We start from the raw sequence: 23,690 nt of genomic DNA, 5'->3' as shown, positions 1-23,690 counted from the left end.
TAAGGGCGTGTTTTAGCCCTGAAAATCCGCAAAACAGCCGGATTTGTTCCTGTTGTTGAATTATGTAAAATTCCAGGGCCCATCTGACGCCATTTTTTACATATGTTTTTCGGCCTCTTTTCCCGAATATTCGGACAAGGGCAGGCCTGTTTCCGGCATATTTTCCTCGACATCCAGCCAGGTTGGAAAATCCTCCAGGGGAACCACATACACCTCGGTGCGCTCAGCCTTTGCCGCGGCACTGCAGTAGAAGTGATTGCACACCCCCGGGCCGTCGTCGGGCAGGGTATACAGGGCCACAATGTCGCTGACGATGTTGACTTCAATGTTGTCGTGGTCCCTTCGCTCCCGCTCCGGCCTGTCCTTATTATAGACATGTCGGAATATCAGCGCACACTCGGGATAGCGAATGGGCGGCTTGTCTTGAAAGAACCTCTGCATGGCGGGGTAGAGGCAGCCGCGAATATAATCAGCGGAGCCGCTTGCCTTTTTGGGTAGCAGCAGGGGCATACGCAAACAGAACCACCCCTGCTCCGTGTATCCAACCTCCACCGGAACGGCCTCCCTTATGGCCTTCTCAACATGCACCTTCGCAAGCGGGTTCCCTGTGTACCCCGGCAGCGCCCGGGTCAGAAGCGTCAGCCGCTCAGAGTTATACTCCAGCCGTAAGGCGTGCTCCAAAGCCGCGTCATACCTGCCGTTCTCGGCCATCCAGCGAATATTATCCACCTGCTGGGACATCTGTTTCAGCTTGGAATCGGCCTGCCCAAGCACTTCAAGAAATATGCTCATTATTTACCTCCTGATAAAATTTGACCTCTGGTTCATCTCGCCCCTGGAACTCCACCGTAGCGAACAGGCACGGCGCTCTGGGGAGCCGCAAGCCCTCTGCCATGGAGATGTGGGGCAGGACTATGATGTATTTCAAGTCCTCCTGGGGCTGCAAAAGCCGTAATTGGCTATGCTCGCCCTCGTACAGCACCACAATTTCGTACCCAATATCCTCTTTCAGAAAGAATAATTGTGACGGATATACCGCCGGGTAGTGATCCAGCGGCCCTACCTGGTCAAAGAACCTCAGCAGCACCCATACCGCCAGGATCGTCCGCTGATCTGGCTTGCACATGGGGTCGAGGCCAACATAGTAGCCGCCGGAGATATCTTCTATCTGTCCCCGGCGGCGTAGGTTTTTCAGTATCTTTTCAGCAGTGCCCGGTGGTTTCTTTAACATCCGGGTCACTTGCGACCGGGGCAGGGCTCCATATTGGCTCAGCCATTGTACCACATACTGCTCGTCGGCAAGCAGCATGGGCATCACCTCCTTGTAATATGCGCATTTTCAGGCGAATACTCATTTGCCCTGAAATGCGTTTTTTGTAGTTTTTCTTACGATTTCACCCCCCAAATAGCCTGTTTTAGCATGAAAAAAGGCCATTTTCGAGGCTTTATACGCATTTTCAGTATCAATACATATTTCCTCAAAAATGCGTTTTGCGTATTACTCATTCCCGGAATAATGCGCATTTCGCTGTTTTTCCCTCAATATTGCCTCCAATTCCGCCCGGTCGGTGGTGATCATCTCCTGTTCCTCCCGGGACGCCTTGATGACCACCGGCACCCTATTGTTGTTGGAATGGACCAGCGCTTCACCCCTCTCGAACCGGGTAATAGAGCGGGTCTCGGTCTTGGTGAGCTTCAGCACCTCCTGGACATACCGGGCCTCGTCCGGCTCCAGATTCAGAATGATCTTGTTCTTGGAGTTGTTGATGATAGCCCGTCCATACTTACCATCCTCCAACCCAAAGAAGTCCGAGAGGTCTTGAGTAGCTGAGATAGCCGCGCCGCCGAAGCCTCTTATCGTCTTGAAGATAGTCAGGCAGAAGTCGGCAGCTTGTTTATTGGAGGACGCGCCAACTAACTGCCATATCTCATCAATCATGATGGCTTTCTTCTTGGTGCGGTCAGCCTTCACGTTGTCCCAGACATAGTCCAGGGCAATCATCATGCCCACCGGCAGCAGCTTGCCCTTGAGCTCCGAGAGGTCGAGAACGATGTACTTGTTGCTCAAGTCCACATTGGTCTGCTGGTTAAAGCTCTGAGCAGAGCCGGTCACAAACCGGCTGACAATGATGGCAACCCTCTTGGTCAGGGGATTCTCCAGCAGATTCTTATGCAGGTCGCCCAGAATGGGCATTTTCTTCATCTGGGGCGGGGCGGCACGGGAATCCAAGTACAGCGAATCGTTATCGTGGGTAATACCGAAGTCTGCGTAGGTCTTGATAAGCGCCTCGTCCAGCATCTGCTCCTCCTCGTTGCTCATATCGGGTATGAGCAGAGAGAAGAAAATCATGAGCTGCTGGATCTTCCGGGCCAGCATGGAGTCTTCCTCACCGCTGTCGCCGTCTATTAGCTCCATCTCAGGCGAGACCGTGTGCCGAATCTCCATCACGTTGATACAGTGGGGAGAGCCCGGCGCGATCTTGATGTACTGCCCGCCAATCCTGTTACACGCCCGCCGGAACTCATGGCCCTTGATTGGAGCCAAAATGTAGCACTGGATACCCCGCATCCTCATTCTGAGGGCCAGTAGCTGCAAGGTAAAGGTCTTACCCGCGCCGCTGGTACCCAGGAGGTTCAGGTTGGCATTTTTGTTTTTACGGGTGTCGAACAGGTCAACGATGCACAGCGAGTTGTTGTGCCGGTTTACCCCCAGCAACACGCCGGTGTCGTCGGACATTTCAAAGCTGGTGAACATATAAGTAGAGGCGGCTCCACTGGTCAGGACGTTCCTCTGGGACTTGCGCTCCAGAGAGCTGTCCAGCTTGAGGAACGGCATGACAGAGTTAAGCGCTGCCTCCTGCTGAAATCTACAGTCGCTGACCTGCATATCCATTGACTTAAGCATATCCACCATCTGCTGCTTGCGCCAAACAAGCTCCTCATATGTCCGGGCTGAAACCGTGATAAATGCGGACATATAAAACAAGTCCTCGTTGTTGTTGGCAATTCCTTGCTTGATGAAGTACCCTGCCCGGATGGAGTTTGTCAGTTCCTCATAGTCGGTGCTGGTGTCCTGCATACTCCGTAGTTTGGTGCGGTTCAGGCGTATGCGCTGGGCTACCTTGTCGATGGTACGGCTCCGATTTTCCCGGCGAAGATGCACGTCCACGTCGATGCCCTCACCAGCATTGATCAGCGACGACATCCACCCCGCTCGCACCATACCGGGGTAGCCGTTGCCCCTTATATATAGAAAGGCGTAGTACAGACCGTCCATGACGATATAGTTGAAGTGGGTCAGGTCAATGCCCCGCGGAGCCAGGAAGTGTGCCACATTGATTTTGGGTACCGGGTCAATACCAATCACCTTGCCCCGCGCCGCCATGGTGTCCAGCACCACGCGATTGACCCGGGCACTGAAAGGCTCGTCCACACAGCTCTGCCGGTTGAAGAACATATACAAGATTTCCGCCGCAGCCTCGTCCGGGTCAGCGGGCTGGACAATGGAGTTGCCGCACTGCAAGAAGTATGCCCGGGCGTTCTGCTCGGCGGTCTGCAAGGCGCTATACACCTGCCCCACGTCCTCCGAATCGCCCCGATGAAGCTCCTCATATTGGAAAATCAGGAAGAACCGCCGGGTCAGGGCCTCCCGGCTGCCCACGTCCTTGATGAGCCGGATATAACCTTCCCCAAGGGACTTGCATTGGTCGTTTTCCTCATGCTCCAGTTCTTTCCGAACCATAGCGACGTGCTTATCTGAATCAGCTTTCCGGGTTATACTCTTAAATTGCAGCCGCATGGGAGATATCTTCAGCCAGCTTGCGAAGGTGGAAATGATATTGAATTGCTCCTCGTCCGAGCGGAGCATAAAGTTGATAGGCTCAATCTCCAGTATCTTCAGGTAGCGCCCGTCTGTGGTCTCCACTACGCCGTGCTCGATTTTCCTTACCGGCAGGAACCCCTGCGCGGTGAGCTTTCTTTGCTTTTCTCGTTTTCTTTGGGTCACGGTGGCCAACTCTTTTCATGTGAATTTTTCTTCTGCTCCCAGAGAACTTTATGACGTGCCCCAGGTATTGAAACAGGGAATCGCCGTCAATGCCCATGACCGCAAGCACTCCCAGCGGGAGCAGGGTCACGGTCATGATAACGATTTTTATGGTGCCGGTCACCGGGAGCCACATAAGTTCCGGGTAACCTGCCAAAATGAGCAGAAACCCAGCTTCGATGGCATTTCTCAGCTCCAGCATACCGCCCAGTATCTTGCCGGAATCGGTGTAGTTCGCCGGGATGGCGAACACGTTATTGTAAGGTTTTTCGTCCATTTTCATCGTCCTAATCTGTAAATTTGCGCCGTGGTCTTGAACCGGCCCAGCCGCAGGGCTTCATTGTGGTCGGGGACATAAATATCCACTCTGTGAATATCGTTCTCGATCCCAGACCCGCCCCGGTCTTCCACAGTGTACATCACGCCGTTTATCTTGATCTGCGTGCCAAAGGGGTAGTGGCTGGACATGGCGACCATGGCCGCTGCTGTGACCGCCACGATGGTGCTGATGGTAACGAGCTGGCCGTACACGTCCTTCATGATGGTGGAGAAGCGGGTCCAGATGGTGTCTGCAAACAACGGCTGCATAGATAACAGCATGGCAGACCCGGCTCCTACCAGCGACCAGTAGGCGGTTGCAAGCCGCTGGCCTTTTTTCTTTGGTTTTGTCATTTATTTCCTCCTTGAAAATATTTTGGGGCAGCAAAAAGCCGCTCTGAACTTTCGCTCAGAACGGCTGCTCCATTTTGCTCTTTAGGGCTACCCCCAATTTGGTACGATACAACTATACCACATTTTCATTCGCGTGTCTACGGCATAAGTGGGCCAATTTTGCGCCATTTTTGTGCCATTTCCGATTTTGGCCGGATTTAGCTCAAATCAGTTCCGAAAAATCACGCCTGCTGTACAAGATTCTCCGCACCTGCATCACATTTCCAATCACCACATAGAAAATCGTAAAGTTTCTCACATAAATCCGATAATACGGATTCTGGCGGCTCCGTGCGGACGGAAACGGCTCAAATGCTTCCGGGCAAGTCAAGCGCTCCCGGATTGCGGCCTGTACATCATCTACCAGACGGTATGCGGCTGTGGGGTTATTCAGCCGAATGGAAATATAGTCAACGATCTCGTTCAGATCCTCCTCAAAGAGCGGGAGAAACTCTAAACTATACTGTTTCCCGTCCATGGATACGCTCCCTCACCCGCTCAAAAAGTTCCTTCTCGGAAAGCCTACGGCTGTCTGTTGCGGCAGCCCTGTCGGCCTCGTCCAGCTTCAGTTCCACATCGTCTGTCAAGGCGGCATACTGCTCCAAACTAAGCACTACCATGGAACCGTAGCCGTTTTTCGTCAGATACACCGGCTCACCTTTTTTCACAGTCTGCTCTATCTCGGTGAATTTGTTCCGCAGATCGGACACAGGACGAATATTTATCATAAGACCGCCTCCTTGCTTTTGGCTTTATTTTATCATAATTGCGCCACGCTGTCAATGATTTGCAAGACTCATTCCAGCCCTTCCAGAAACTCCAGCATATCCAGCCACAAGTCAACCTCCGCTGAAGGTACAGACCACAATCGAATGGAAAGAATTGTGATTGCCTGTTGACGAAGCCGGTAGTAGTGCCGAGAGGACATATCCAGCCGGTAGAGCAGTTCCGTGTGGCTAAGCTGCTCTGGCGCTATGTAGGTCAGATAGATAAGCCGGTACAGCTTTTTGCCGTTGTTGGGCTTGTGCTTCAGGACGGTCAGAGCGTCGTTGACCCTGTCCAACAGCAGCCGGGACTTCTTGGCCCCTTCCAGCTGGTTCTCCAGTTTTCTATTGCCCATAGCAAGTTGTAAGTCCATCTGCTCCAGCAACTCGTCCACATCGGAGAATGGCCTGTCCAGTTCCTCGGCGACGGTCTCAGGGAAACACTCCATCACCCAGACCAGCGTGCGGTAGTTCTGCAGGAGCAGAAGGGTGTTGTGGTAGCTGTCCCGGTCTTTCTTCTGCCGGGCAGCGCGAATCTTCTCGTTAGTGACCTTGGGATTAGCCAAAATCCCACGCTGGGTCAAAAGGTTGATAAATGCCTGGGATTTCTCCGCGATTTGGGCTTCTTGCTGCTCGTATGTCATCTTTTCGTTTGGGTTCTGCATAGTCAAAATACTCCTTTGGCGATTTTGAGAGATCAATGGGCGCAGTATGTCCATGACTCCCGTGGTTCTCTATAACTGTAGGATTCTTTGTACAAGAACATTCCTTGCAGTCATAAGTACAGTTCTTCCAACTCTTAGGTGAAGAAATATACGCGCGTATTATAGGGGCTGAAACTGCAACGCGATTCTTTGAGCGAGTGCTCCTGGCAGGGAAATGAAGTTTCCTGCTGAACCAGGCCACCAGCTTACCAAAACGCGACTGCCCCACGTTCCCTTTGTGCGTATTTGCGCCGAGAAAACGTATTTCCTCGAAAATGCGCACGACTTCTTCCTGAGCCGGTAGTGAAACCTCTGTACCCGCGGGGTACAGTTTATTAAAAATGAGACAACCATACGAGCCGGGCAGACGGTACAGAGGAAAGGCATCCCCATGCTTCTTTAGAAATCTCCATACCTTGGTCTTCTCCCAGCCCCAGCGCTGTCCCAGGGTTTCCAATGTGAGATTAGCGCCATATTTGCCGTACTGAATCATGGGCGCTAAAAAGGAGAACCCGTTGCCCGAGTCCTCCCATACTGTGTGACACCATAAATCTAACCAGGCGTCCGTTTCTTCAAATTTGTGGTGCTGCTGTACAAGTCGTTCTGTGATGTTCCGTCGGAGGCAGAGAAAGCCGTAGCCATCGGTGGTGTATACCGCTCCATCTGAGCACTCCTTACCGGAGCACTTCACCACCCAGTCGGTGATTTGATAGGTCAGCTTCTTGGTTTCTTTGTCCAGTTCGTAGGTCAGGTAGCCGAGCTGGGCTAACTTATCCAGTGTCTCCAGGGCCTTGGCGCGGCTCCTGACGCCCAGAATACTCTTGAGGCCCACCACACCACCTGCCCACATACCGGGCTCCACGGCGTTCTCGTAGCCGCAATAGGAGGCCACACCCTTGCGGAACGCCGCGCGGCTGGCGAGGCGCATCCAGGCGCCCATGAGGCCCTTGCCGCTGGGCAGGGCGTTTCTGGGCAGTTTGACCCAGCTATACTTTTCCAGGCATCTCACGCACTCTCTCCCCTCTCCCATATTCAAATTCCCTTGCTCAGCAAAAAGTCAGACATATGGACTATCTTGACCCCCTCAACATTCCCGGCCGCCAGCCCATCCAGCGTGACCACATACTTGGGATAATGGTCTCTGAGCTCAAGCAGATTGCCAACCTCCCTGTCCGAATCCTCCGGCAGGCTACGGCAGACCTGGACATATACCCGCTCGTCCCGGCGCACGGCCACAAAGTCTATCTCCTTGGTCTCACGCTTACCAATGTATACCTCATAGCCCCGGCGGCGCAACTCAAAATAGACGATATTTTCCAGCATGGCCGCGATGGATTTCAGGCTGAATCCCATCCTGCAATACTTGAGAGACGGGTCTGCCAGGTAGAATTTTTCCTGAGTCTTCAGCACCGACTTGCCCTGCAGGTCATATCTTTGGCAGCGGTATATCACGAACGCTTTTTCCAGCCACTCAAGATAGTTGTAGACCGCCTCCACGGAAAGCGAGCGCCCCTCGCCTTTCAGGAACTTCACGATGGCGTTAGCCGAGAAGGTCTTGCCCACGTTTTCCGCCACGAATTTCACTACCCGGTTGAACAGGTCGTAGTTCGTGATATTGTGCCGTTTTGTGATGTCGTTGGTGACGACAGAATGATAAATGCCCTCAACTATCTGATAGGAGGCCCGCTGGTCAAAGCGTCCCAGTGCCACGATGGGAAACCCGCCCAGCCGGATATACTCATTGAGAAGCTCCCTCTGCTCCAGGCCGCTGCCTCTCCGGAAATCCAGATACTCCGCGAAGGATAGTGTGTAAACCGGTATGGAGACATACCGCCCGCTGAGATAAGTAGATATCTCCCCCGCCATCAGCTTTGAGTTGGAGCCGGTCACATAGATATCCGTATTGGCGCTCTCCAAAAGGCTGTTCACCGCCTTTTCCCAGCCGTCTATCTCCTGCACCTCGTCCAGCAGAAGGTAATATCGGGCATTGTCAGTCATGCGCTCCCTGATACCGCGGTACATGTCTTTATCCGTCATGCCCTCGTCCAGGTCCTCGGAGGTATAGCGCATGTTGATGATATGGTCGCCGGGGACGCCGTCCTTTTGCAGCTCCTCCCCCAGCATATCCAAAAGCGTGGACTTGCCGCACCGCCGTATGCCCGCCAATATCTTCACCAGCGGCGCGTCCCGGTACACTCTCAGTGCGTCCATATAGTGTGGTCTGTAGATCATCTGCTCGCCCTCCTTTTGCTATAGTATACCCAAAAACTTATGATTATTCAAGAGTTTTTATCTGAAATCTGTAAAAACTTTTATATTTTATCTAAAGCGAAGCCGCCATCCAACCGGACAGCGGCTATGTAGCTTATTACTTCGTGGGCGGTCCATAATTTTTTAAGATGCTCCGGGTACATCAACCTCGGACGCGGCCTGCATCTTAAACTGCTCCATGGCTTCCTTGGCCTCGGGGACCATTACAGAATTGCTTTTCATGATTCTCGTCTCCTTAAAAAGTGTTTTTTCGCGTTTGCATTAGGTATTGTGACACCCGGGCCGAAGTTTATGATTGTCAATTTTTGCAAGCCGCGCGTCAGTTGTAAATTTTACAATGCCAGTTTGCCGAGTACCTGTTCCTGGCGCCCCAGACCGTGTCCCGGTGGGAGTCCGGTGGCGGAACACCTGATATCGCCCTGCTGCCGAAAATCGCCGCGTTTTTCGGCATAAGCATAGATGAGCTTTTTGGGGCGACCTCCCTGGGGCGCACGGCCCTGGAGATGGAGCTGCTAATGTGCCTTTTGAAGGTGTATGACGGAGAAAAGCTCGCGGCCCTAAAGGAGCGGCTGCTGTCCCTTCTCCCGCAGGCCGGCCTTGACCCATATTTTGAGGAGAAGGCTAGAGAAAAGATAAATTTGGAGTAAGAGATTTTAGAGCTGTCCGGCTTGACTTCGGGCAGCTTTAAAACATTTTTGTGTTCTCCCTTTAAATGTGCCCGAGAATATGCTATAATAAAAATATATTGTGACTTTTAGGGGGAAGCTTATGGACTACCGTCTGGATATCGGTATGTGGAACCAGGTGTTCGCCGTGCCCTGCGCCCTGGTGGACAGGCACCTGAAGCTGGCCGGGAAGGAGCAGCTTCAGGTCCTGCTCTATGCCCTGCGCCACGCGGGGGAGGGCTTCACGCCGGAGGGGCTGGCCGGGGATCTGGGCATGACCGCCGAGGAAGCCCTGGACGGCCTGGAATACTGGTGTGACCGGGGGCTCATGAGCCAGTCGGGAGGTACTCTTCTGCCTGTGCCCCAGGACGGGGAGGTCTCCCAGCCCTCGGCCCTCCAGGAGGAGCCCCCCGAAGAAAAGCCCAGCCTCCCCCCCAAAAAGCGGCTCCTCCGACCCGACGGGGAGCACCTTACCGCAAGGCTCGCCGAGTCGGAAAATATCAGGTATCTTATGCAGGAGGCCGAGGCCACCCTGGGCAAGACCCTCTCCCCGGCTATGAGCGCCCTGCTGCTGACCATTACCGACGACTACGGCCTGCCGGTGGAGGTCACCATAATGCTCCTGCACTACGCCCAGGAGGTGGGCCGCACCGGCACCAGCTACATAGATTCCGTGGCCAGGGACTGGGCCGAGAGCGGAATATTCTCTCTGGAGGCCGCCGAGGAAAAGCTTCGGCAGCTTACAAACGCCCGGCTGGCTTGGGGGAAGGTGTCGGCGGCGGCGGGGCTTACAAAGCGCTCCCCCACCAAGTCCGAGGAGGAGAAGGCCTGCCGCTGGGTCTATGAGTGGGGCTTCTCCCAGGAGATGCTGGAGGCAGCCTATGAGGCCTGCGCGGACCACACAGGGAAGTTCAGCGCCAGTTATATGGATAAGGTGCTGGGCGGCTGGCAGACGCTGGGCATCTTCAACAGGGCCGACCTTGAAAAGCACAAACAGGCAGCCCCGGCTAAGCAGAAGGCCGAGGGCACCGCAGAAAAGAGCTATGACATAGCAGAGCTTATGGAGCTTGCGGACTTCCGTCTGCCAGACAAGCTGTAAATATATTTTGTATCCCCATATGATAGTTAGGAGATTAGTATGAGCTATGACAAGACAATAGCCCAGGCCGCCAGAACTGAGCTGGAGCGCCGCAGGAGCCAGGCCGAGAAGACTGCCCGCCAAAACCTTGAGGGTTTCCTGTCCAACTGCCCCCGAGCCAAAGAGATAAGCCGCGAGCTTGCGAAAAATTCCGCTGGGGCCGCCCGGGCGGTGCTCTCCGGCGGCAATGTGCATGAGGAGCTGGAGCAGCGCAAAAAGCTGGGCCTAGCCCTGCGCGAGGAGTATGAGGAGCTCCTGAAGGCCCACGGCCTTACCCGCCATGACATAGAGCCCCGGTACTCCTGCTCTGAGTGCAGGGACACAGGCTTTGTTGACGGCCGCATGTGCGGCTGTCACCGGGCACTGCGGCGCAGTATAGCCTACAGGCAGCTGAGTGCCGGGCTGCCACTTGAGCAGTGCACCTTCCAAAGCTTTCTCCTCGACTACTATGAGGGCGATCCGGCGGCAAAAAAGCGGATGAAGGAAATCCTTGACACCTGCCGCAAGTACGCCGAAAATCTGCGCCCCCGCTCGTCCAACCTGCTGTTCTGGGGGGGCACCGGCCTTGGCAAGACCCACCTGTCCCTCGCCATTGCCAACGCCGCCATAGAGAAGGGCTTCGGGGTGGTGTACGGCTCGGCCCAAAAGTTCGCGTTGGCCATTGAAAAGGAGCGCTTCTCGCGGGAGGACAGCGTGGGCACCGCCAACAGCCTTAAAGAATGTGACCTGCTGATACTGGATGACCTGGGCGTTGAGTTCTCCTCCCCATACTCCGATGCGGCCATATACGACGTGGTAAATGAACGGCTTATGGCAGAGCGCCCCACCATCATAAGCACGAACCTGGACCCTTCCGGCCTTGAAAAGCGCTATGGCGAACGGTTCGCCTCCCGCATAGTTGGCGGCTATGCTTTGATGCGCTTTAAGGGCAGGGACGTGCGGGTGCAGAAACTTAATCGCTGAATATCCGTGCGCATAAAAAGCCTCGCCGCAGTCACTTGAACTTGACCTGCGGCGGGCTTTATACTGTCAATAGATGCCGCCCACTCGCGGGCAAAAAACATCGCGCACCCACAAACGTGAGTGCGCGTTAAAGTCCAGCGCTGTGCACAAAAGATACGCCGCAGTCCAAAAGGACTGCGGCGTATCCTTGGCGGAGAAGATGGGATTTGAACCCATGCACCGGTTTCCCGACCTACTCCCTTAGCAGGGGAGCCCCTTCACCACTTGGGTACTTCTCCAGGGGTGGTATTATATAAGCAAGCTGGCTTGCGCCTTGCAAAGCTGTCAGGTGGCGGAGAGGAAGAGATTCGAACTCTTGGTCCCTTGCGGGATCACTAGTTTTCAAGACTAGCTCCTTAAACCACTCGGACACCTCTCCAACTCGCTCGAATATAATACCATATTTCAGCGCTCCTGTCAATGCTTTTGCGCAAATTTTTTCCTTTTCCCCGGACTTACCCCTGGCTTTTGTGCCGCCTATAGTAGATAAAGGAGTAGACTATGGGCACGGCTATTCCCGCCGTCACCAGTATAAGCATAAGCCACAGGCTCATAAGCAAGGACGTGGCCAGTATCAGCATGCCGCTTATCACACAGCTCCACCCCGCCACATGGTGGGTGTGATACCAGTTCTCCGGGTCCGCAAGGGTCCAGGAGGTCTTTATGCCCACGGTGTAGTTGTGCCGGAGCTTTGGCATGAGGTTGCCAAGGACTATCTGTATAATGCCGATAAGAGTTATATAGATAAAGCTAATGTTTATCTGCATGTTGAGTGCGTACATATATATGCAGATACTGGCGACAAGGGAAGTCACCGGCAGGAACCACAGCAGTATGCTGACGATTTTACCGCCCACACTCTCGTTTTTGGGGTCGTGGAGTATGACGAACACACAGATAAGCTGGCAGACGAAGAAGAACCCCGGCAGGGCAAACACCGCGAAGGGCTTGCTGCTCCAGTCGTCGGCCACGCCCTGGAAGTTGAAGTGGGTGGGTATCAGCTCCGGCAGCCTGTTCCAGAGAATAAGCCCTATAAGGCAGGGCACCAGCGTCACCAGGGAAGTGACGGTAATTTTCACCCTATTTTGCCTCCACATACTCCGTATCCTCCCCTCTCAGCTCCACGAGCCAAAGCATTACCTCCTCCAGCACCGAGGTGTTCAGCTCGTAGTAGATGAACTTGCCCTCCCGCTGGTCCCGGACAAGCCCCGCCTCCCGGAGCACTGCCAGGTGCCTTGACACCGCCGCACCGGTCACGGGGAAGGCCTCGCCTATCTCCCCGGCGGAGAGCCGTCCTTTTTTCAGCATAGCGAGTATTTCCCGGCGGATAGGGTCCGCCAGGGCCCGCAGGGTGGCCTGCATGTTGCTCATGCTGTACCTCCTTTAACATTTAAGCTATTTGTTAAATATAGTATAACACACCCGCAGTGAGAAGTCAACACCTTTTGTGGGGAAATTTTATGCGGTCAAGGGGCCGGGGTCTTGCCCTAAATGCGCGACCTGTGCGCATAAAGGCTTTATACTACACAAAAAAGCCGGTCCAGGAAACCCGGACCGGCCATACCTCACGCAGTCACTTACTTATTAAGCCCCTCATAAACCGCCACGGCGCAGGCCACGGTCGCGCCCACCATGGGGTTGTTGCCCATGCCCATGAGGCCCATCATCTCAACGTGGGCAGGCACGGAGGAGGAACCGGCGAACTGGGCATCGCCGTGCATACGGCCCATGGAGTCGGTCAGGCCGTAGGAAGCGGGGCCAGCCGCCATGTTGTCCGGGTGCAGGGTGCGGCCGGTGCCGCCGCCGGAGGCCACGGAGAAATACTTCTTGTCATTCTCCAGGGCCCACTTCTTGTAGGTGCCCGCCACCAGGTGCTGGAAGCGGGTGGGGTTGGTGGAGTTGCCGGTGATGGACACGTCAACGCCCTCGTGCTTCATGATGGCCACGCCCTCCAGCACGTCGTTGGCGCCGTAGCACTTCACTGCGGCGCGCTCGCCGTCGGAGAAGGGCCGGGTCTCCTCTATCTTCAGCTCGCCGGTAAAGAAGTCATAGTCGGTCTTTACATAGGTGAAGCCGTTGATGCGGGAGATTATGTAGGCCGCGTCCTTGCCAAGGCCGTTGAGGATAATGCGCAGGGGCTCCTTGCGGGCCCTATTGGCGGTCTTCGCGATGCCGATAGCACCCTCGGCGGCGGCGAAGGACTCGTGGCCCGCCAGGAACGCGAAGCACTTGGTCTCGTCCCGAAGAAGCATGGCGCCCAGGTTGCCGTGGCCCAGGCCCACGTTGCGCTGCTCGGCCACAGAGCCGGGAATGCAGAAGGCCTCAAGGCCGATGCCGATGGCCTCGGCCGCGTCGGCGGCGGTCTTAACGCCCTTCTTTATAGCTACGGCGCAACCCAGGGTATAGGCCCAGCCGGCGTTCTCAAATGCGATGGGCTGCACGCCCTTTACGATATCATAGGGGTCGAAGCCCTTCTCATTACAGAGCTCGCGAGCCTCCTCCAGGCTGCCCAGGCCGTACTCGGCGAGACATTTCTCAATTTTGGGCATCCTTCTCTCTTTGCCTTCAAACATGACTTCGTTAGCCATTTAGTTGTCCTCCTAATTAAGTATTGTCTCCCGATTATTCTTCCCTGGGGTCGATGTATTTGGCGGCGCCGTCGAAGCGGCCATACTGGCCGATATTATTCTTATAGGCCTCGTCGGGGGATACGCCGTGGCGGATATCCTCCAGCATCTTGCCCAGCTTTACAAACTGATAGCCGATAACCTCGTTGTTCTCGTCCAGGGCCATCTTGATGACATAGCCCTCGGCCATCTCCATATAGCGAACGCCCTTGGCGCCGGTGGAGAACATGGTGCCCACCTGGGAGCGCAGGCCCTTGCCCAGGTCTTCAAGCCCCGCGCCGATGGGCAGGCCGTCCTCGGAGAAGGCGGTCTGGCTGCGGCCATAGGCCAGCTGCTTGAAGATCTCGCGCATAGCCACGTTGATGGCGTCGCACACAAGGTCGGTGTTAAGGCACTCTAAAAGGGTCTTGCCGGGAAGTATCTCGGCGGCCATAGCCGCGGAGTGGGTCATGCCGGAGCAGCCCAAGGTCTCCACCAGGGCCTCCTGAACGATGCCGTCCTTCACATTGAGGGTCAGCTTACAGGCGCCCTGCTGGGGGGCGCACCAGCCGATGCCGTGGGACAGGCCGGAGATATCCTTGATCTCATAGGCCTTGACCCATTTGCCCTCCTCGGGGATGGGAGCCGGTCCGTGATGGGGACCCTTTGTCACGGTGCACATATTTTCCACTTCATGGGAATAGTTCATATTGGTACTCCTTTCGGTTTCATAATGTTTCGGGCCGCAGTATTTCCTCTCTGCCGCCCAAAATACCAATCTGTATTAATTATAATCGGAAACGCGGAGATATTCAAGAGTTTCGGCAAAATTTTCCCTTATATTTTGTACCAAGGCCATTTCCTGCCCCTAAAGAAAGCGCCGCAGGGTCTCACGGGCCTCTGGGGAGGCCATCAGGTCACCCTTAATACTGACCCTGCCGAACTTTCGGGCGGCGAGGAAGAGTGCCTCCGGCTCCGTACCCTCAGGCACGTGGTAGCGGAAGGCGGCGGTGAAATTCTCCCGGCCGGTGTTGCTCACCACAATGAATTTCTTTCTGACAGCCAGATATTTCTCCAGCAGCTCGTGGTGCCGCTGGAAATAGCACTGGCCGCGCTCGTTGAAGATAAAGAAGTTTGCCGGGGGATAGTCGCAGTAGTTGGGCACCACAAAGTATGTAATATCGCTGTCGGTTATAGCTTCACAGATAGCAAACTCAGGGTCGCTGAAATGCGGACAGCCCTTCTGCCCACCGAAGCACTCATACTCACAGCGCCCGCAGGGGGTTATCTCAAGGGCGGAGAAGTCGAAGGTCTTTACCTCTCCCCTGCCCTGCCAATATTTTTGTATCTCACCGGCTATGCTCCCGCAGTTCCCGCCGGGGCGGCCGCTGAAGGAGATCGTGCAGATCTTTTTCATGGGAAAAACCTCTCTTTCACGCAAAAGTCCCCGGAGTTTTGCCGGCTCCGGGGTTGCTCCATATTACCCTCTTCCAGCCAGCAGCTTCTCCGCCGCCGCCAGCTTTATGGCCACACACAGAAGCTCCATAGCGTCCCGCAGCTCCTCCTGGGGCGGGAAGGAGGGCGCTATGCGGATATTGCTGTCGTGGGGGTCGTTTCCATACGGATATGTGGCCCCCGCGTCGGTCAGGGTGACCCCGGCCTCTCTGCACAGGCCCACCACCCGCTTGGCGCAGCCCTCCAACACGTCCAGGCACACGAAGTACCCGCCCTTGGGATTGCTCCACCTGGCAATGCCCAGGCCGCCCAACTCCCGCTCCAAGGCGTCCAGCACAATGCGGAACTTGGGGGCCAGTATCTGGCGGTGGCCCTTCATCAGGCTCTTTACACCGTCCGCATCGTGCAGGAACAGCACGTGCCGCAGCTGGTTGAGCTTATCCGACCCGATGGTCTGCACTGTGGTGCGGCCCTTCAGACTTGCTATGGTCTTTGCACTTGAGGCTAAGGCCGCCACCCCAGCGCCGGGGAAGGATATCTTGGAGGTGGACGCGAAGATTATCACCTGATCCTCGGTGCCCTCCTTAACGCATTCGTCGTAGATGTTAAGAAGCTCTGCCGGCTCGTCGGTAAGGTCGTGGACACAGTAGGCGTTGTCCCACATGATACGGAAGTCCGGGGCGGCAGGGTGAAGCCTTGCGAAGCGCCTTACCGTCTCGTCGGAGTAGGTGACGCCGGTGGGGTTTGAATACTTCGGCACGCACCAGCAGCCCTTCACACTGGGGTCCTTGCAGAGCTCCTCTATCATGTCCATGTCCGGGCCCGTGGGCAGCATGGGCACTGGCAGCATCTTTATGCCGAAGTATTCCGTCACGGCGAAGTGCCTGTCATAGCCCGGGGAGGGGCACAAAAACTTCACCTCTCCCTGCCTGCACCAGGGGGTATGCCCCCCGCAGCCGTGGGTAAAGCCCTGGGAGATGGTGTCGAACATCATTTGTAAGCTTGAGTTGTTCCCAAGGATTATCTGGTCCGCCGGAACCCCCAGAAGCTCTGAGAAGATCTCCCGCATCTCAAGTAAGCCGTTCCAAACCCCGTAGTTGCGGCAGTCATCACCGTTGGAGTTTGCGAACTCGCTTCTGGCGTGGAGGGCCTCCAGCACTCCCAGCGCCAGGTCCAGCTGCTCTACGCAGGGAATGCCCCGGGACATATTAAGACTCATGCCCCGGGACTTTATCTCCTCATAATCCCTTAGGGCCTCCTGCTCTATGGCCTCCAGCTCCCCAGCGCTCATTGTCTTCATCTTTCTGGTGCTTACTGCGGTTGCTTTCATTGAAATATCCCCCCATGAATAATTCATTGATATGTGTTTTCATTTTTCGCCTTCAAACTCTATATATTCTAATATGTTCCCCGCAAAAATGCAAGTCAATTTCTGGAATCCTGCATTTTTTATGTTTTGCACCGATTTCTCCTTTTGTGCCCCCATTTTATGTGCAACCTTATCCGCGTTTTTTTCTCGTTTGGTACTGGCATATATCCGCAAAGCATGTTATAATGTCCCCATAAACCATAGAGGCATCTATTATGCGGAAGGACGGCTGATATATGAGCGGTTTTTTTGGCGTCGCGTCAAAAGAGGATTGTGTTTTTGACCTTTTCTTCGGCACGGACTACCACTCCCACCTGGGCACCCGCCGGGCGGGAATGGCGGTGTACGACCGGGGGAAAGGCTTTGACAGGTCCATCCACAACATTGAGAACTCACCCTTTAGGACCAAGTTCGACAGCGAGGTGTCTGAGATGCGCGGGCAGTACGGTATTGGCTGCATATCAGACTATGAGCCCCAGCCCCTGATCGTGCGCTCCCATCACGGCACCTATGCCATCGTCACCGTGGGCAAAATAAACAATACCGGGGAGCTGGTGGATCGGATATTTGCCGGGGGACACTCCCATTTTATGGAAATGAGCGGCGGCGATATCAACCAGACGGAGTTGGTGGCCACCCTCATAAACCAGAAGGAGAACCTCCTCGAAGGCATACGCTATGCCCAGGAGTCCATCGACGGCTCCATGAGCCTGCTGCTTCTGACCCCCCGGGGCATACTGGCCGCCCGGGACAGGCTTGGCAGGACCCCGGTGGCAGTCGGTAAAAAGCCGGAGGCCCGCTGCGTCTCCTTCGAGAGCTTTGCCTATCTCAACCTGGGCTATGCCGGCGAGCGGGAGCTGGGTCCCGGCGAGATAGCCGCCGTCACGCCCGAGGGAGTGGAGACCCTCTCGGCTCCCGGCGGTGATATGAAGATATGCACCTTCCTCTGGGTATATTACGGCTACCCCACCTCCTCTTACGAGGGAGTCAACGTGGAGGAGATGCGCTACAACTGCGGCGCCCTTTTGGCAAAGCGGGACAGTTTCCCCGGGGCACGGCCAGACAACGTGGCCGGCGTGCCCGACTCCGGCACCGCCCACGCCGTGGGCTATGCCAACGCCTCGGGCATACCCTTCTCCCGGCCCCTTATAAAGTATACCCCCACCTGGCCCCGGTCCTTTATGCCCACCCTCCAGAGCCAAAGGGACCTTATCGCGCATATGAAGCTCATCCCCGTCCACGAGCTGATAAAGGGGCGCAGCCTGCTGCTTATCGACGACTCCATTGTCAGAGGCACCCAGCTGAGGGAGACCACGGACTTCCTCTACAAGCACGGCGCCCGGGAGGTCCATGCCCGGCCCGCCTGCCCGCCGCCCATGTTCGGGTGCAAGTACCTGAACTTCTCCCGGTCGGCCTCCCTTGACGACCTTATCTCCCGGCGGGTCATCAAGGAGCTGGAGGGGACAAGCACCCCGGAGAATCTTGACAGCTACTCTGACCCGGATACCGCCGAGTATCAGACCATGGTGGACACCATCTGTAAGAAGATGAACTTCACGTCCCTTCGCTACCACAGGCTGGACGATATGGTGGAGTCCGTGGGCTTGCCCAAGTGCAGGCTCTGCACCTACTGCTGGAACGGCGAGGAGTAAGACAGGACATAAAGAGAGCCGCCTTTAATGGCGGTAGTCCATAAGGAAATATTGCAAAATTTGTGACGAATGCCAGGTAAACGGAAAAAGAATAACTGCTATGCAAAAGGGTTATCCGATTGCATAGCAGTTTTCTTTTGTCTTTCTATTTAGTTTTTGATTTTCAGCGTTCCAACGGAACGCGCAGCCATCACCGCAGGTGATGATCTCAGGGGTTGGGGGACATGTCACCAACAAGCATTTAGCAGAAATTCCGGGGACGGGATTTCTGCTAAATACGCAATCTTACGGAAGATTGCATTGCTTGCGAACTGTATCGTGAATTCCTGTTAACCGCTAATTGTAAAATCTATTGCTATTATTCATTTAAATGTCTATAATAAGAAAATCGAAAAATCTAATCAAAAACTAATCAAGCCTTAGTATAATCAGATTGGAGGTTTCAGATATGGCAAAGACAATACTGATTATTGAAGATGAAATCGCAATACAAAACATCTTAGCCGAGCCACTTAGGGCATGCGGCTATGAAGTTGTAACCGCTTTGGATGGTCTGGAGGGTATCAATGCTTTTCATTCCCACCACATAGACCTTATCCTTTTGGATATTATGCTACCGAAAATCAATGGATATGCTGTTTGCGAAATGATACGACAAGAAGCCCAGACCCCTATTATCCTTTTGACTGCCCTTGACACAGAGGACGACCAGATAAAGGGATTTGATTTGTTGGCAGATGACTATATCACGAAGCCATTTTCGATTAAATTGGTATTAAAGCGTGTGGAAGCATTATTTAGAAGAACGGAAGCAGCGGATATGGATACAGACACCCTTCGATACAAAGAGCTTCAGATAAGTGCAAAGCAAAGACAAGTCATTGTATCAGGTGCGGAGGTCATTCTCACGCAATCCGAGTTTGATATTTTACTGTTGTTCCTTAAAAATCAAGGGCGAGTATTCACAAGGGATGAGCTGCTCAACCTTGTGTGGGGATATGAATTTATCGGCGAGGAAAAAAGTGTCAACTTCCACATTATGAATTTGCGAAAAAAGTTAGGCGTGGATTACATAGAAACTGTCAGAGGGGTGGGATACAAAATTGCGAAAGAAAATCAGTAACTCACTAAGTGCAAAAGTGTTCCTGTGGGTCTTTACCGCATTGACCTTGTGTAGCATTTTGATATACGGCATTGTCCTTATATTCGTGCCACAAAGCTATCAACTCACAGGCAGCAAACAGTTTGAGAACAATGCAGGAGCGTTATTCTCTGCTCTGGAAAACAAAAGCTATGAGGAAGGGACGACGCTGATTACAAATTTCTGCATTGAGAATAACGCCGTGGCGATGTTAGGAAACGAAAAGAACAGCGTTACTTTCGGGGACTTTGAAACCATTGCTGATGACCTGTCAACGGCACAAACCTATACAACCAATGTGACCTTTTCTGAAGATAAGGCAAGCTATACGCTTTCTGTTATTTCTCTTACCAAAACGGCAAGCGAACTGTTCAGTCTGCTGCTCCGCTTTATTCCGTTGGTATTGACGGTCATTCTGCTTCTATCTGCCCTAAGTGCTTTGATTTGCAGCCGAGTGATTGTTGCACCGATTGCAAAAATCAGTCAGATTTCCAAGCGAATGACCGAGCTTGATATGACTTGGAGATGTGATACAGACCGCAAGGACGAAATCGGTGTACTTTCTTCCAGTCTGGATACAATGGCGGCAAGGCTGCAAAGTACAATGGAAGAATTGGAAACGGCAAATCAGCAGCTAACCAAAGATGTTAAGAAATTTCAAAGGTTGGAGGAACAGCACAGGAATTTCTTTGCGGCTGTTTCCCACGAGCTGAAAACACCGTTGACTATTCTGAAAGGTCAGCTTGAGAATATGATATTAGGTTTTGGAGATTACCAGAACCACGACAAATATCTGCCGCAGGCACTAAAATCCGCCGAGGACATTGAATACTTAGTTAAAGAGATACTATCTATTACCAAAATGGAAACAATGAACATCGGCAGCTCTTTGGAAACACTTTCTTTAACTGATATGGTAAGTAAAGTAGTTATAGAGTTGCAGCCTTTGGCGACTGAAAAAGACATTGCTATTTTTCAGAATATCTCCGAAGATATAAGTGTGTCAGTCAACCGCAACCTGTTCGGTAAGGCGTTATCCAACATCATTGGTAACGCCATCCGTCACTCTAAAGCAGATGCTAAGGTTTATGCAGATTGTGACACGGATACGCACATTTTGGTTGTAGAAAATACAGGCGTATTTTTGGATGAGGATAACTTGGAAAATATGTTTACGCCGTTTTACAGGGCGGACAAATCCCGAAGCAAAGCCACAGGCGGAAGCGGTCTGGGATTATACATTGTAAAGACTATCCTTGACCTGCACCAAATGGAATACCAAATCACGAATACCGACAAGGGTGTTGCGTTCTATCTGAAATTAAATTAAAATCATCTTCTAAGGAAGCCGTCAGTTATCTGGCGGTTTCTTTGCGTTTGGAAAAACGAACGAAACGCATATCAAATGCTAACCAAAAACTAATCAACAAAAGATATGATTGTCAGCAGAAAGGAGATGACGCCTAAATGGATTGTAAAAAGCGGGCAGGTCTGTATCTGCTCCGTAAAAAAGGAAAAGCCATAAGTATCTTTCTGCTCATTATGGTCGTGTCGACCTTTCTCATTTCCTGTTTTTCACTCCTTACCGCATCCGAGAAGTTAGCGAGTGACATCCGAGGAGCTTTAGGAGCTGCCTTTTATCTAAGGGCGAGTACAGGCGTTGTATCAGACGAGAATGGCGAAATGACTGTTACGGAAAATCATATCCGTATTACTGACAATGAGATAAAGCGGATACAAAACTGCGGCAATATTGCGTACCACAATCCTATCAATTATGGATATGCCAAAGGCGAACAGCTTACCAAAGGCAATCCCATTGCCTTTATCCACGGAGAGAAACACACCGAGGATAACAATATGGGGGCTGTTACAGCACTTCGCTATTCCGCTTTGGAAACAGATTTTGTAGACGAGGTACTGGCTCTTGCCGCAGGCAGACACATTACTGAAGCAGATACAAACGCCGTTTTGATAAGCTCTGAGGTGGCGGCTGTAAATGGCTTGTCTGTTGGGGATAAGATTGTCCTGTCATCGTCCGAGCTTGGAGAAGCTGACGGCGAGTACATTGATGTGTGGTCTGGGGAAAGAAAAGAGACAGTTGTAACGATTGTCGGAATATACGATATTCTGGAAGCGGATGCGAATGTAACAGCAACCGCTGGCAGACAAGAAAATCGTATTTACGCAAGTATGGACGTTTTGACACAGCTTGCTGCAAGCGAACCGTCTGTTTATACAGGCGAGGTCGGCTTTTATGTGACTGACCCAAAGACGCTTGATGAGATTGTATCTAAGGTGCAGCAGATAGAAGAAATTGATTGGAAAACGCATTTTATCCGCACGAATGATTTTCAGTATTCCAAAATTTCCGATAGTCTTACTTCTTTAGGGGATTTAATAAAAATCCTGTTGGCGTGTGTTTCCATAGTGAGTGCCGCTGTTTTGACCTTGATTTTAACTTTGCGTATCAGAGGTCGCATACCAGAAGCGGGCATCCTTTTAGGAGCAGGTATCCCGAAAGGAGAAATCATAAAACAGTTTCTGTTAGAAGTATTGAGTGTCGCTGCCATCGCATTTCTGTTTTCTTATGCTGCGAGCTTTGGAATAAGTCATAACTTAGGTAATCATCTGTTTGCGGATTTTCAGCCTAATCTTATCAACGCTGCGGCATTACAGAATGGAATGAGTGATGCAGTGAGTATTGACAGCTATCTCACTCTGGGTATTGGAAAAACCCTGCTGATATATGGATGCCAGCTTATCGTAGTTGTGCTTTCCGTACTGCTCTCATCGGCTTCTATCTTGAAGCTGAAACCAAGAGAGATACTGACAAAAATGAGCTAAGGAGGATATGCGTAATGAATTTTGTAAAGAGAGCTTTTCTTTACTGCTTTCGACAGAAAGTAAAGACATCGATTTTGTTTTTGATATTAGCGATTATTTCGACCTTTCTTCTGACAGGTCTGGCAATCCGTGATGCCTCCGAGGGAGCGACTGAGGAGGTGCAGACAGCTATCGGCGGTAAATTATTTTTGGAGATTGACCCTACCAACCAATACGATTCGAGCCAAGACGGATACGGTATGACCTATACCTATAATGGCAATTACATTACCCCAGAGATTTTAGATGCCATTTCAAAGGTGGACGGCGTTGTAGATTATAACTCTGACAATCCGAGAGGATTTTGGGGAGCAGGTGTGGACTTTAAATATTTACCTGCGGCGTTTAATTTGAGCTACACTCCTTATGGAGAGTCGTCTGCTTATACGGCAGCTCTTTCCTCTGAAAAAAGTTCTGATTTTGAAAGCGGAAAATATAGCCTTGTGGAGGGCAGGCACATCACTCCCGAAGATAAGTATGTTGTGATGATTTCAAAAGAGCTTGCGGATTACAATAAGCTGTCTGTGGGCGATATAATGACAATGTACTGTCTTGACTCTGACAGCAATGTGAAGCTTGAAATCATTGGTATTTTTGACGGTACGGAGGGTACTTCTGGGAACGGAGGTTTTTCTGTATCGGATATACCCGCAAACTGCGGCTATGTGGACTACACGACAATGTTTGAAAACTTTGGTCGTAAGATAGATGGTTATACACAGATTGATATTTATGTGGAAGACCCTGTAAGCCTCCAAAATGTCTATGATAAAGTAAAGAACTTGTCAGAGCTTCGTGGGAAATCCTTGAAACTCAGCATTGATACGGAGGAATATGAGGTCGTACAAGCACCGCTTGAAACCTTGCAGAGCTTGGTAAACACTATCCTCGTGATTATCGTGGTTGTAAGCTCTCTTGTGCTGACATTTCTTTTAACTCTTTGGATTAGAGGGCGTAAAAAAGAGATTGGCGTTTACCTGTCTATCGGCAAGAGCAAGACGGGCATTGTCGGACAATTTTTTGTGGAAACGGTGGCTGTAGCGATTGTCGCCTTTGCAACTTCTGTTTTCTTTGGCGGTCTGATTGCAGGAAAAGCAAGTGAATTTCTGGTGTCCAGAGTAACAACCGGTGCAGCAACGCTTAATGTTGAAATTTCAGCGGCATATTTATTGCCTCTATACCTTATCGGTATTGCCATTATTGCCGCCTCGGTGGTACTTGCATCGTGGACGGTGTTCCGTTTGAAGCCGAGAGATATTCTTTCAAAGATGAGCTAAGGAG

General features: G+C 52.6%; 25 protein-coding genes and 2 tRNA genes. 8 read left to right on the top strand and 19 right to left on the bottom strand.

Going from position 1 to position 23,690, the window contains the following annotated elements:
* Positions 1-96: 96 nt before the first annotated feature.
* The 11 genes from ADH66_RS05415 to ADH66_RS05370 form a co-directional block, all read right to left on the bottom strand.
* Entirely contained in the window at positions 97-792 is a 696-nt protein-coding gene (locus tag ADH66_RS05415) for a DUF6100 family protein (protein WP_066534709.1), read from the bottom strand.
* A complete protein-coding gene (locus ADH66_RS05410; RefSeq protein ID WP_066534712.1) occupies positions 776-1,309 on the bottom strand; it encodes a DUF5697 family protein in 534 nt (177 codons plus the stop codon). Before ADH66_RS05410 ends, ADH66_RS05415 begins: the two co-directional genes overlap by 17 nt.
* A gap of 189 nt (positions 1,310-1,498) precedes the next feature.
* Positions 1,499-3,925, bottom strand: coding sequence for a VirB4 family type IV secretion system protein (locus ADH66_RS05405; RefSeq protein ID WP_236757195.1), 2,427 nt, complete (start codon positions 3,923-3,925; stop codon positions 1,499-1,501).
* Positions 3,882-4,322, bottom strand: a complete 441-nt coding sequence (locus ADH66_RS20875; RefSeq protein ID WP_236757194.1) for a hypothetical protein — start codon at positions 4,320-4,322, stop codon at positions 3,882-3,884. Before ADH66_RS20875 ends, ADH66_RS05405 begins: the two co-directional genes overlap by 44 nt.
* 2 nt (positions 4,323-4,324) lie before the next feature.
* The gene (locus ADH66_RS20580; protein WP_207653062.1) at positions 4,325-4,717 is read right to left on the bottom strand and encodes a 3D domain-containing protein; all 393 of its coding nucleotides are present in this window, start codon (positions 4,715-4,717) and stop codon (positions 4,325-4,327) included.
* A 202-nt stretch (positions 4,718-4,919) separates the two neighbouring features.
* Positions 4,920-5,234, bottom strand: a complete 315-nt coding sequence (locus ADH66_RS05395; RefSeq protein WP_066534716.1) for a type II toxin-antitoxin system RelE/ParE family toxin — start codon at positions 5,232-5,234, stop codon at positions 4,920-4,922.
* Positions 5,215-5,484 carry a type II toxin-antitoxin system Phd/YefM family antitoxin gene (locus ADH66_RS05390; RefSeq protein WP_066534433.1) on the bottom strand — a complete coding sequence of 90 codons (270 nt, stop codon included), beginning with the start codon at positions 5,482-5,484 and terminating at the stop codon, positions 5,215-5,217. Before ADH66_RS05390 ends, ADH66_RS05395 begins: the two co-directional genes overlap by 20 nt.
* A 68-nt stretch (positions 5,485-5,552) precedes the next feature.
* Positions 5,553-6,164, bottom strand: a complete 612-nt coding sequence (locus ADH66_RS05385) for a hypothetical protein (RefSeq protein WP_236757193.1) — start codon at positions 6,162-6,164, stop codon at positions 5,553-5,555.
* Positions 6,079-7,254 carry a hypothetical protein gene (locus tag ADH66_RS05380; protein ID WP_066534719.1) on the bottom strand — a complete coding sequence of 392 codons (1,176 nt, stop codon included), beginning with the start codon at positions 7,252-7,254 and terminating at the stop codon, positions 6,079-6,081. The genes ADH66_RS05385 and ADH66_RS05380 overlap by 86 nt, the downstream gene beginning before the upstream one ends.
* 2 nt (positions 7,255-7,256) lie before the next feature.
* On the bottom strand, positions 7,257-8,456 hold the full coding sequence (locus tag ADH66_RS05375; protein WP_066534722.1) for an ATP-binding protein: 1,200 nt from the start codon (positions 8,454-8,456) through the stop codon (positions 7,257-7,259).
* A 162-nt stretch (positions 8,457-8,618) separates the two neighbouring features.
* Positions 8,619-8,717, bottom strand: coding sequence for a small, acid-soluble spore protein, alpha/beta type (locus ADH66_RS05370; protein WP_084384221.1), 99 nt, complete (start codon positions 8,715-8,717; stop codon positions 8,619-8,621).
* 107 nt (positions 8,718-8,824) lie between these two features.
* Here ADH66_RS05370 and ADH66_RS05365 point away from each other — a divergent pair, with 107 nt between their 5' ends.
* From ADH66_RS05365 to ADH66_RS05355, 3 genes are all read left to right on the top strand, one after another.
* The gene (locus tag ADH66_RS05365; protein WP_084384222.1) at positions 8,825-9,142 is read left to right on the top strand and encodes a helix-turn-helix domain-containing protein; all 318 of its coding nucleotides are present in this window, start codon (positions 8,825-8,827) and stop codon (positions 9,140-9,142) included.
* 121 nt (positions 9,143-9,263) lie between these two features.
* Positions 9,264-10,259 carry a DnaD domain-containing protein gene (locus ADH66_RS05360; RefSeq protein WP_066534724.1) on the top strand — a complete coding sequence of 332 codons (996 nt, stop codon included), beginning with the start codon at positions 9,264-9,266 and terminating at the stop codon, positions 10,257-10,259.
* A 39-nt stretch (positions 10,260-10,298) separates the two neighbouring features.
* Positions 10,299-11,261 carry an ATP-binding protein gene (locus ADH66_RS05355; RefSeq protein ID WP_066534727.1) on the top strand — a complete coding sequence of 321 codons (963 nt, stop codon included), beginning with the start codon at positions 10,299-10,301 and terminating at the stop codon, positions 11,259-11,261.
* 188 nt (positions 11,262-11,449) lie between these two features.
* Here ADH66_RS05355 and ADH66_RS05350 read toward each other — a convergent pair.
* The 8 genes from ADH66_RS05350 to ADH66_RS05315 form a co-directional block, all read right to left on the bottom strand.
* Positions 11,450-11,539 (bottom strand) — tRNA-Ser (locus ADH66_RS05350).
* Between the two features lie 51 nt (positions 11,540-11,590).
* Positions 11,591-11,679, bottom strand: a tRNA-Ser gene (locus ADH66_RS05345).
* Between the two features lie 76 nt (positions 11,680-11,755).
* Positions 11,756-12,397, bottom strand: a complete 642-nt coding sequence (locus ADH66_RS05340) for an SdpI family protein (protein ID WP_066534729.1) — start codon at positions 12,395-12,397, stop codon at positions 11,756-11,758.
* Positions 12,381-12,671, bottom strand: coding sequence for an autorepressor SdpR family transcription factor (locus tag ADH66_RS05335; RefSeq protein WP_066534732.1), 291 nt, complete (start codon positions 12,669-12,671; stop codon positions 12,381-12,383). Before ADH66_RS05335 ends, ADH66_RS05340 begins: the two co-directional genes overlap by 17 nt.
* Positions 12,672-12,877: 206 nt before the next feature.
* The gene (locus tag ADH66_RS05330; RefSeq protein WP_066534735.1) at positions 12,878-13,888 is read right to left on the bottom strand and encodes a GGGtGRT protein; all 1,011 of its coding nucleotides are present in this window, start codon (positions 13,886-13,888) and stop codon (positions 12,878-12,880) included.
* 34 nt (positions 13,889-13,922) lie between these two features.
* On the bottom strand, positions 13,923-14,615 hold the full coding sequence (locus ADH66_RS05325) for an iron-sulfur cluster assembly scaffold protein (protein ID WP_066534738.1): 693 nt from the start codon (positions 14,613-14,615) through the stop codon (positions 13,923-13,925).
* A 159-nt stretch (positions 14,616-14,774) separates the two neighbouring features.
* A complete protein-coding gene (locus ADH66_RS05320; protein ID WP_066534741.1) occupies positions 14,775-15,323 on the bottom strand; it encodes a hypothetical protein in 549 nt (182 codons plus the stop codon).
* A 63-nt stretch (positions 15,324-15,386) separates the two neighbouring features.
* On the bottom strand, positions 15,387-16,691 hold the full coding sequence (locus tag ADH66_RS05315; protein ID WP_084384223.1) for an aminotransferase class I/II-fold pyridoxal phosphate-dependent enzyme: 1,305 nt from the start codon (positions 16,689-16,691) through the stop codon (positions 15,387-15,389).
* 275 nt (positions 16,692-16,966) lie between these two features.
* Between ADH66_RS05315 and ADH66_RS05310 the strand changes: the two genes are divergently transcribed.
* The 5 genes from ADH66_RS05310 to ADH66_RS05290 all read left to right on the top strand — a co-directional run bounded on the left by ADH66_RS05310 (position 16,967) and on the right by ADH66_RS05290 (position 23,686).
* On the top strand, positions 16,967-18,382 hold the full coding sequence (locus tag ADH66_RS05310) for an amidophosphoribosyltransferase (protein ID WP_066534743.1): 1,416 nt from the start codon (positions 16,967-16,969) through the stop codon (positions 18,380-18,382).
* Positions 18,383-18,830: 448 nt separating this feature from the next.
* Complete coding sequence (locus ADH66_RS05305) at positions 18,831-19,505, top strand: response regulator transcription factor (RefSeq protein ID WP_066534752.1); 675 nt, start codon at positions 18,831-18,833, stop codon at positions 19,503-19,505.
* Entirely contained in the window at positions 19,486-20,853 is a 1,368-nt protein-coding gene (locus ADH66_RS05300; protein ID WP_066534755.1) for a sensor histidine kinase, read from the top strand. The genes ADH66_RS05305 and ADH66_RS05300 overlap by 20 nt, the downstream gene beginning before the upstream one ends.
* A gap of 137 nt (positions 20,854-20,990) precedes the next feature.
* Positions 20,991-22,370: an ABC transporter permease gene (locus tag ADH66_RS05295; RefSeq protein ID WP_066534758.1), complete on the top strand. Its 1,380-nt coding sequence runs from the start codon at positions 20,991-20,993 to the stop codon at positions 22,368-22,370.
* A 14-nt stretch (positions 22,371-22,384) separates the two neighbouring features.
* On the top strand, positions 22,385-23,686 hold the full coding sequence (locus ADH66_RS05290; protein ID WP_066534760.1) for an ABC transporter permease: 1,302 nt from the start codon (positions 22,385-22,387) through the stop codon (positions 23,684-23,686).
* The last annotated feature ends 4 nt before the right edge of the window (positions 23,687-23,690 follow it).

The organism is Acutalibacter muris, assembly GCF_002201475.1.
GTDB classification, from domain to species: Bacteria; Bacillota; Clostridia; order Oscillospirales; family Acutalibacteraceae; genus Acutalibacter; species Acutalibacter muris.
The sequence above is the reverse complement of the archived record's forward strand: the minus strand, read 5'-3'. Positions and strand labels throughout refer to the sequence as shown.

What these genes read in the sequence shown, in the direction of transcription:
- ADH66_RS05415 (WP_066534709.1), bottom strand. Translation starts at nt 792, where the DNA reads ATGAGCATATTTCTTGAAGTGCTTGGGCAGGCCGATTCCAAGCTGAAA.
- ADH66_RS05410 (WP_066534712.1), bottom strand. Translation starts at nt 1,309, where the DNA reads ATGCTGCTTGCCGACGAGCAGTATGTGGTACAATGGCTGAGCCAATAT.
- ADH66_RS20875 (WP_236757194.1), bottom strand. Translation starts at nt 4,322, where the DNA reads ATGGACGAAAAACCTTACAATAACGTGTTCGCCATCCCGGCGAACTAC.
- ADH66_RS20580 (WP_207653062.1), bottom strand. Translation starts at nt 4,717, where the DNA reads ATGACAAAACCAAAGAAAAAAGGCCAGCGGCTTGCAACCGCCTACTGG.
- ADH66_RS05395 (WP_066534716.1), bottom strand. Translation starts at nt 5,234, where the DNA reads ATGGACGGGAAACAGTATAGTTTAGAGTTTCTCCCGCTCTTTGAGGAG.
- ADH66_RS05390 (WP_066534433.1), bottom strand. Translation starts at nt 5,484, where the DNA reads ATGATAAATATTCGTCCTGTGTCCGATCTGCGGAACAAATTCACCGAG.
- ADH66_RS05385 (WP_236757193.1), bottom strand. Translation starts at nt 6,164, where the DNA reads ATGACATACGAGCAGCAAGAAGCCCAAATCGCGGAGAAATCCCAGGCA.
- ADH66_RS05380 (WP_066534719.1), bottom strand. Translation starts at nt 7,254, where the DNA reads ATGGGAGAGGGGAGAGAGTGCGTGAGATGCCTGGAAAAGTATAGCTGG.
- ADH66_RS05375 (WP_066534722.1), bottom strand. Translation starts at nt 8,456, where the DNA reads ATGATCTACAGACCACACTATATGGACGCACTGAGAGTGTACCGGGAC.
- ADH66_RS05370 (WP_084384221.1), bottom strand. Translation starts at nt 8,717, where the DNA reads ATGAAAAGCAATTCTGTAATGGTCCCCGAGGCCAAGGAAGCCATGGAG.
- ADH66_RS05360 (WP_066534724.1), top strand. Translation starts at nt 9,264, where the DNA reads ATGGACTACCGTCTGGATATCGGTATGTGGAACCAGGTGTTCGCCGTG.
- ADH66_RS05355 (WP_066534727.1), top strand. Translation starts at nt 10,299, where the DNA reads ATGAGCTATGACAAGACAATAGCCCAGGCCGCCAGAACTGAGCTGGAG.
- ADH66_RS05340 (WP_066534729.1), bottom strand. Translation starts at nt 12,397, where the DNA reads ATGTGGAGGCAAAATAGGGTGAAAATTACCGTCACTTCCCTGGTGACG.
- ADH66_RS05335 (WP_066534732.1), bottom strand. Translation starts at nt 12,671, where the DNA reads ATGAGCAACATGCAGGCCACCCTGCGGGCCCTGGCGGACCCTATCCGC.
- ADH66_RS05330 (WP_066534735.1), bottom strand. Translation starts at nt 13,888, where the DNA reads ATGGCTAACGAAGTCATGTTTGAAGGCAAAGAGAGAAGGATGCCCAAA.
- ADH66_RS05325 (WP_066534738.1), bottom strand. Translation starts at nt 14,615, where the DNA reads ATGAACTATTCCCATGAAGTGGAAAATATGTGCACCGTGACAAAGGGT.
- ADH66_RS05320 (WP_066534741.1), bottom strand. Translation starts at nt 15,323, where the DNA reads ATGAAAAAGATCTGCACGATCTCCTTCAGCGGCCGCCCCGGCGGGAAC.
- ADH66_RS05315 (WP_084384223.1), bottom strand. Translation starts at nt 16,691, where the DNA reads ATGAAAGCAACCGCAGTAAGCACCAGAAAGATGAAGACAATGAGCGCT.
- ADH66_RS05310 (WP_066534743.1), top strand. Translation starts at nt 16,967, where the DNA reads ATGAGCGGTTTTTTTGGCGTCGCGTCAAAAGAGGATTGTGTTTTTGAC.
- ADH66_RS05305 (WP_066534752.1), top strand. Translation starts at nt 18,831, where the DNA reads ATGGCAAAGACAATACTGATTATTGAAGATGAAATCGCAATACAAAAC.
- ADH66_RS05295 (WP_066534758.1), top strand. Translation starts at nt 20,991, where the DNA reads ATGGATTGTAAAAAGCGGGCAGGTCTGTATCTGCTCCGTAAAAAAGGA.
- ADH66_RS05290 (WP_066534760.1), top strand. Translation starts at nt 22,385, where the DNA reads ATGAATTTTGTAAAGAGAGCTTTTCTTTACTGCTTTCGACAGAAAGTA.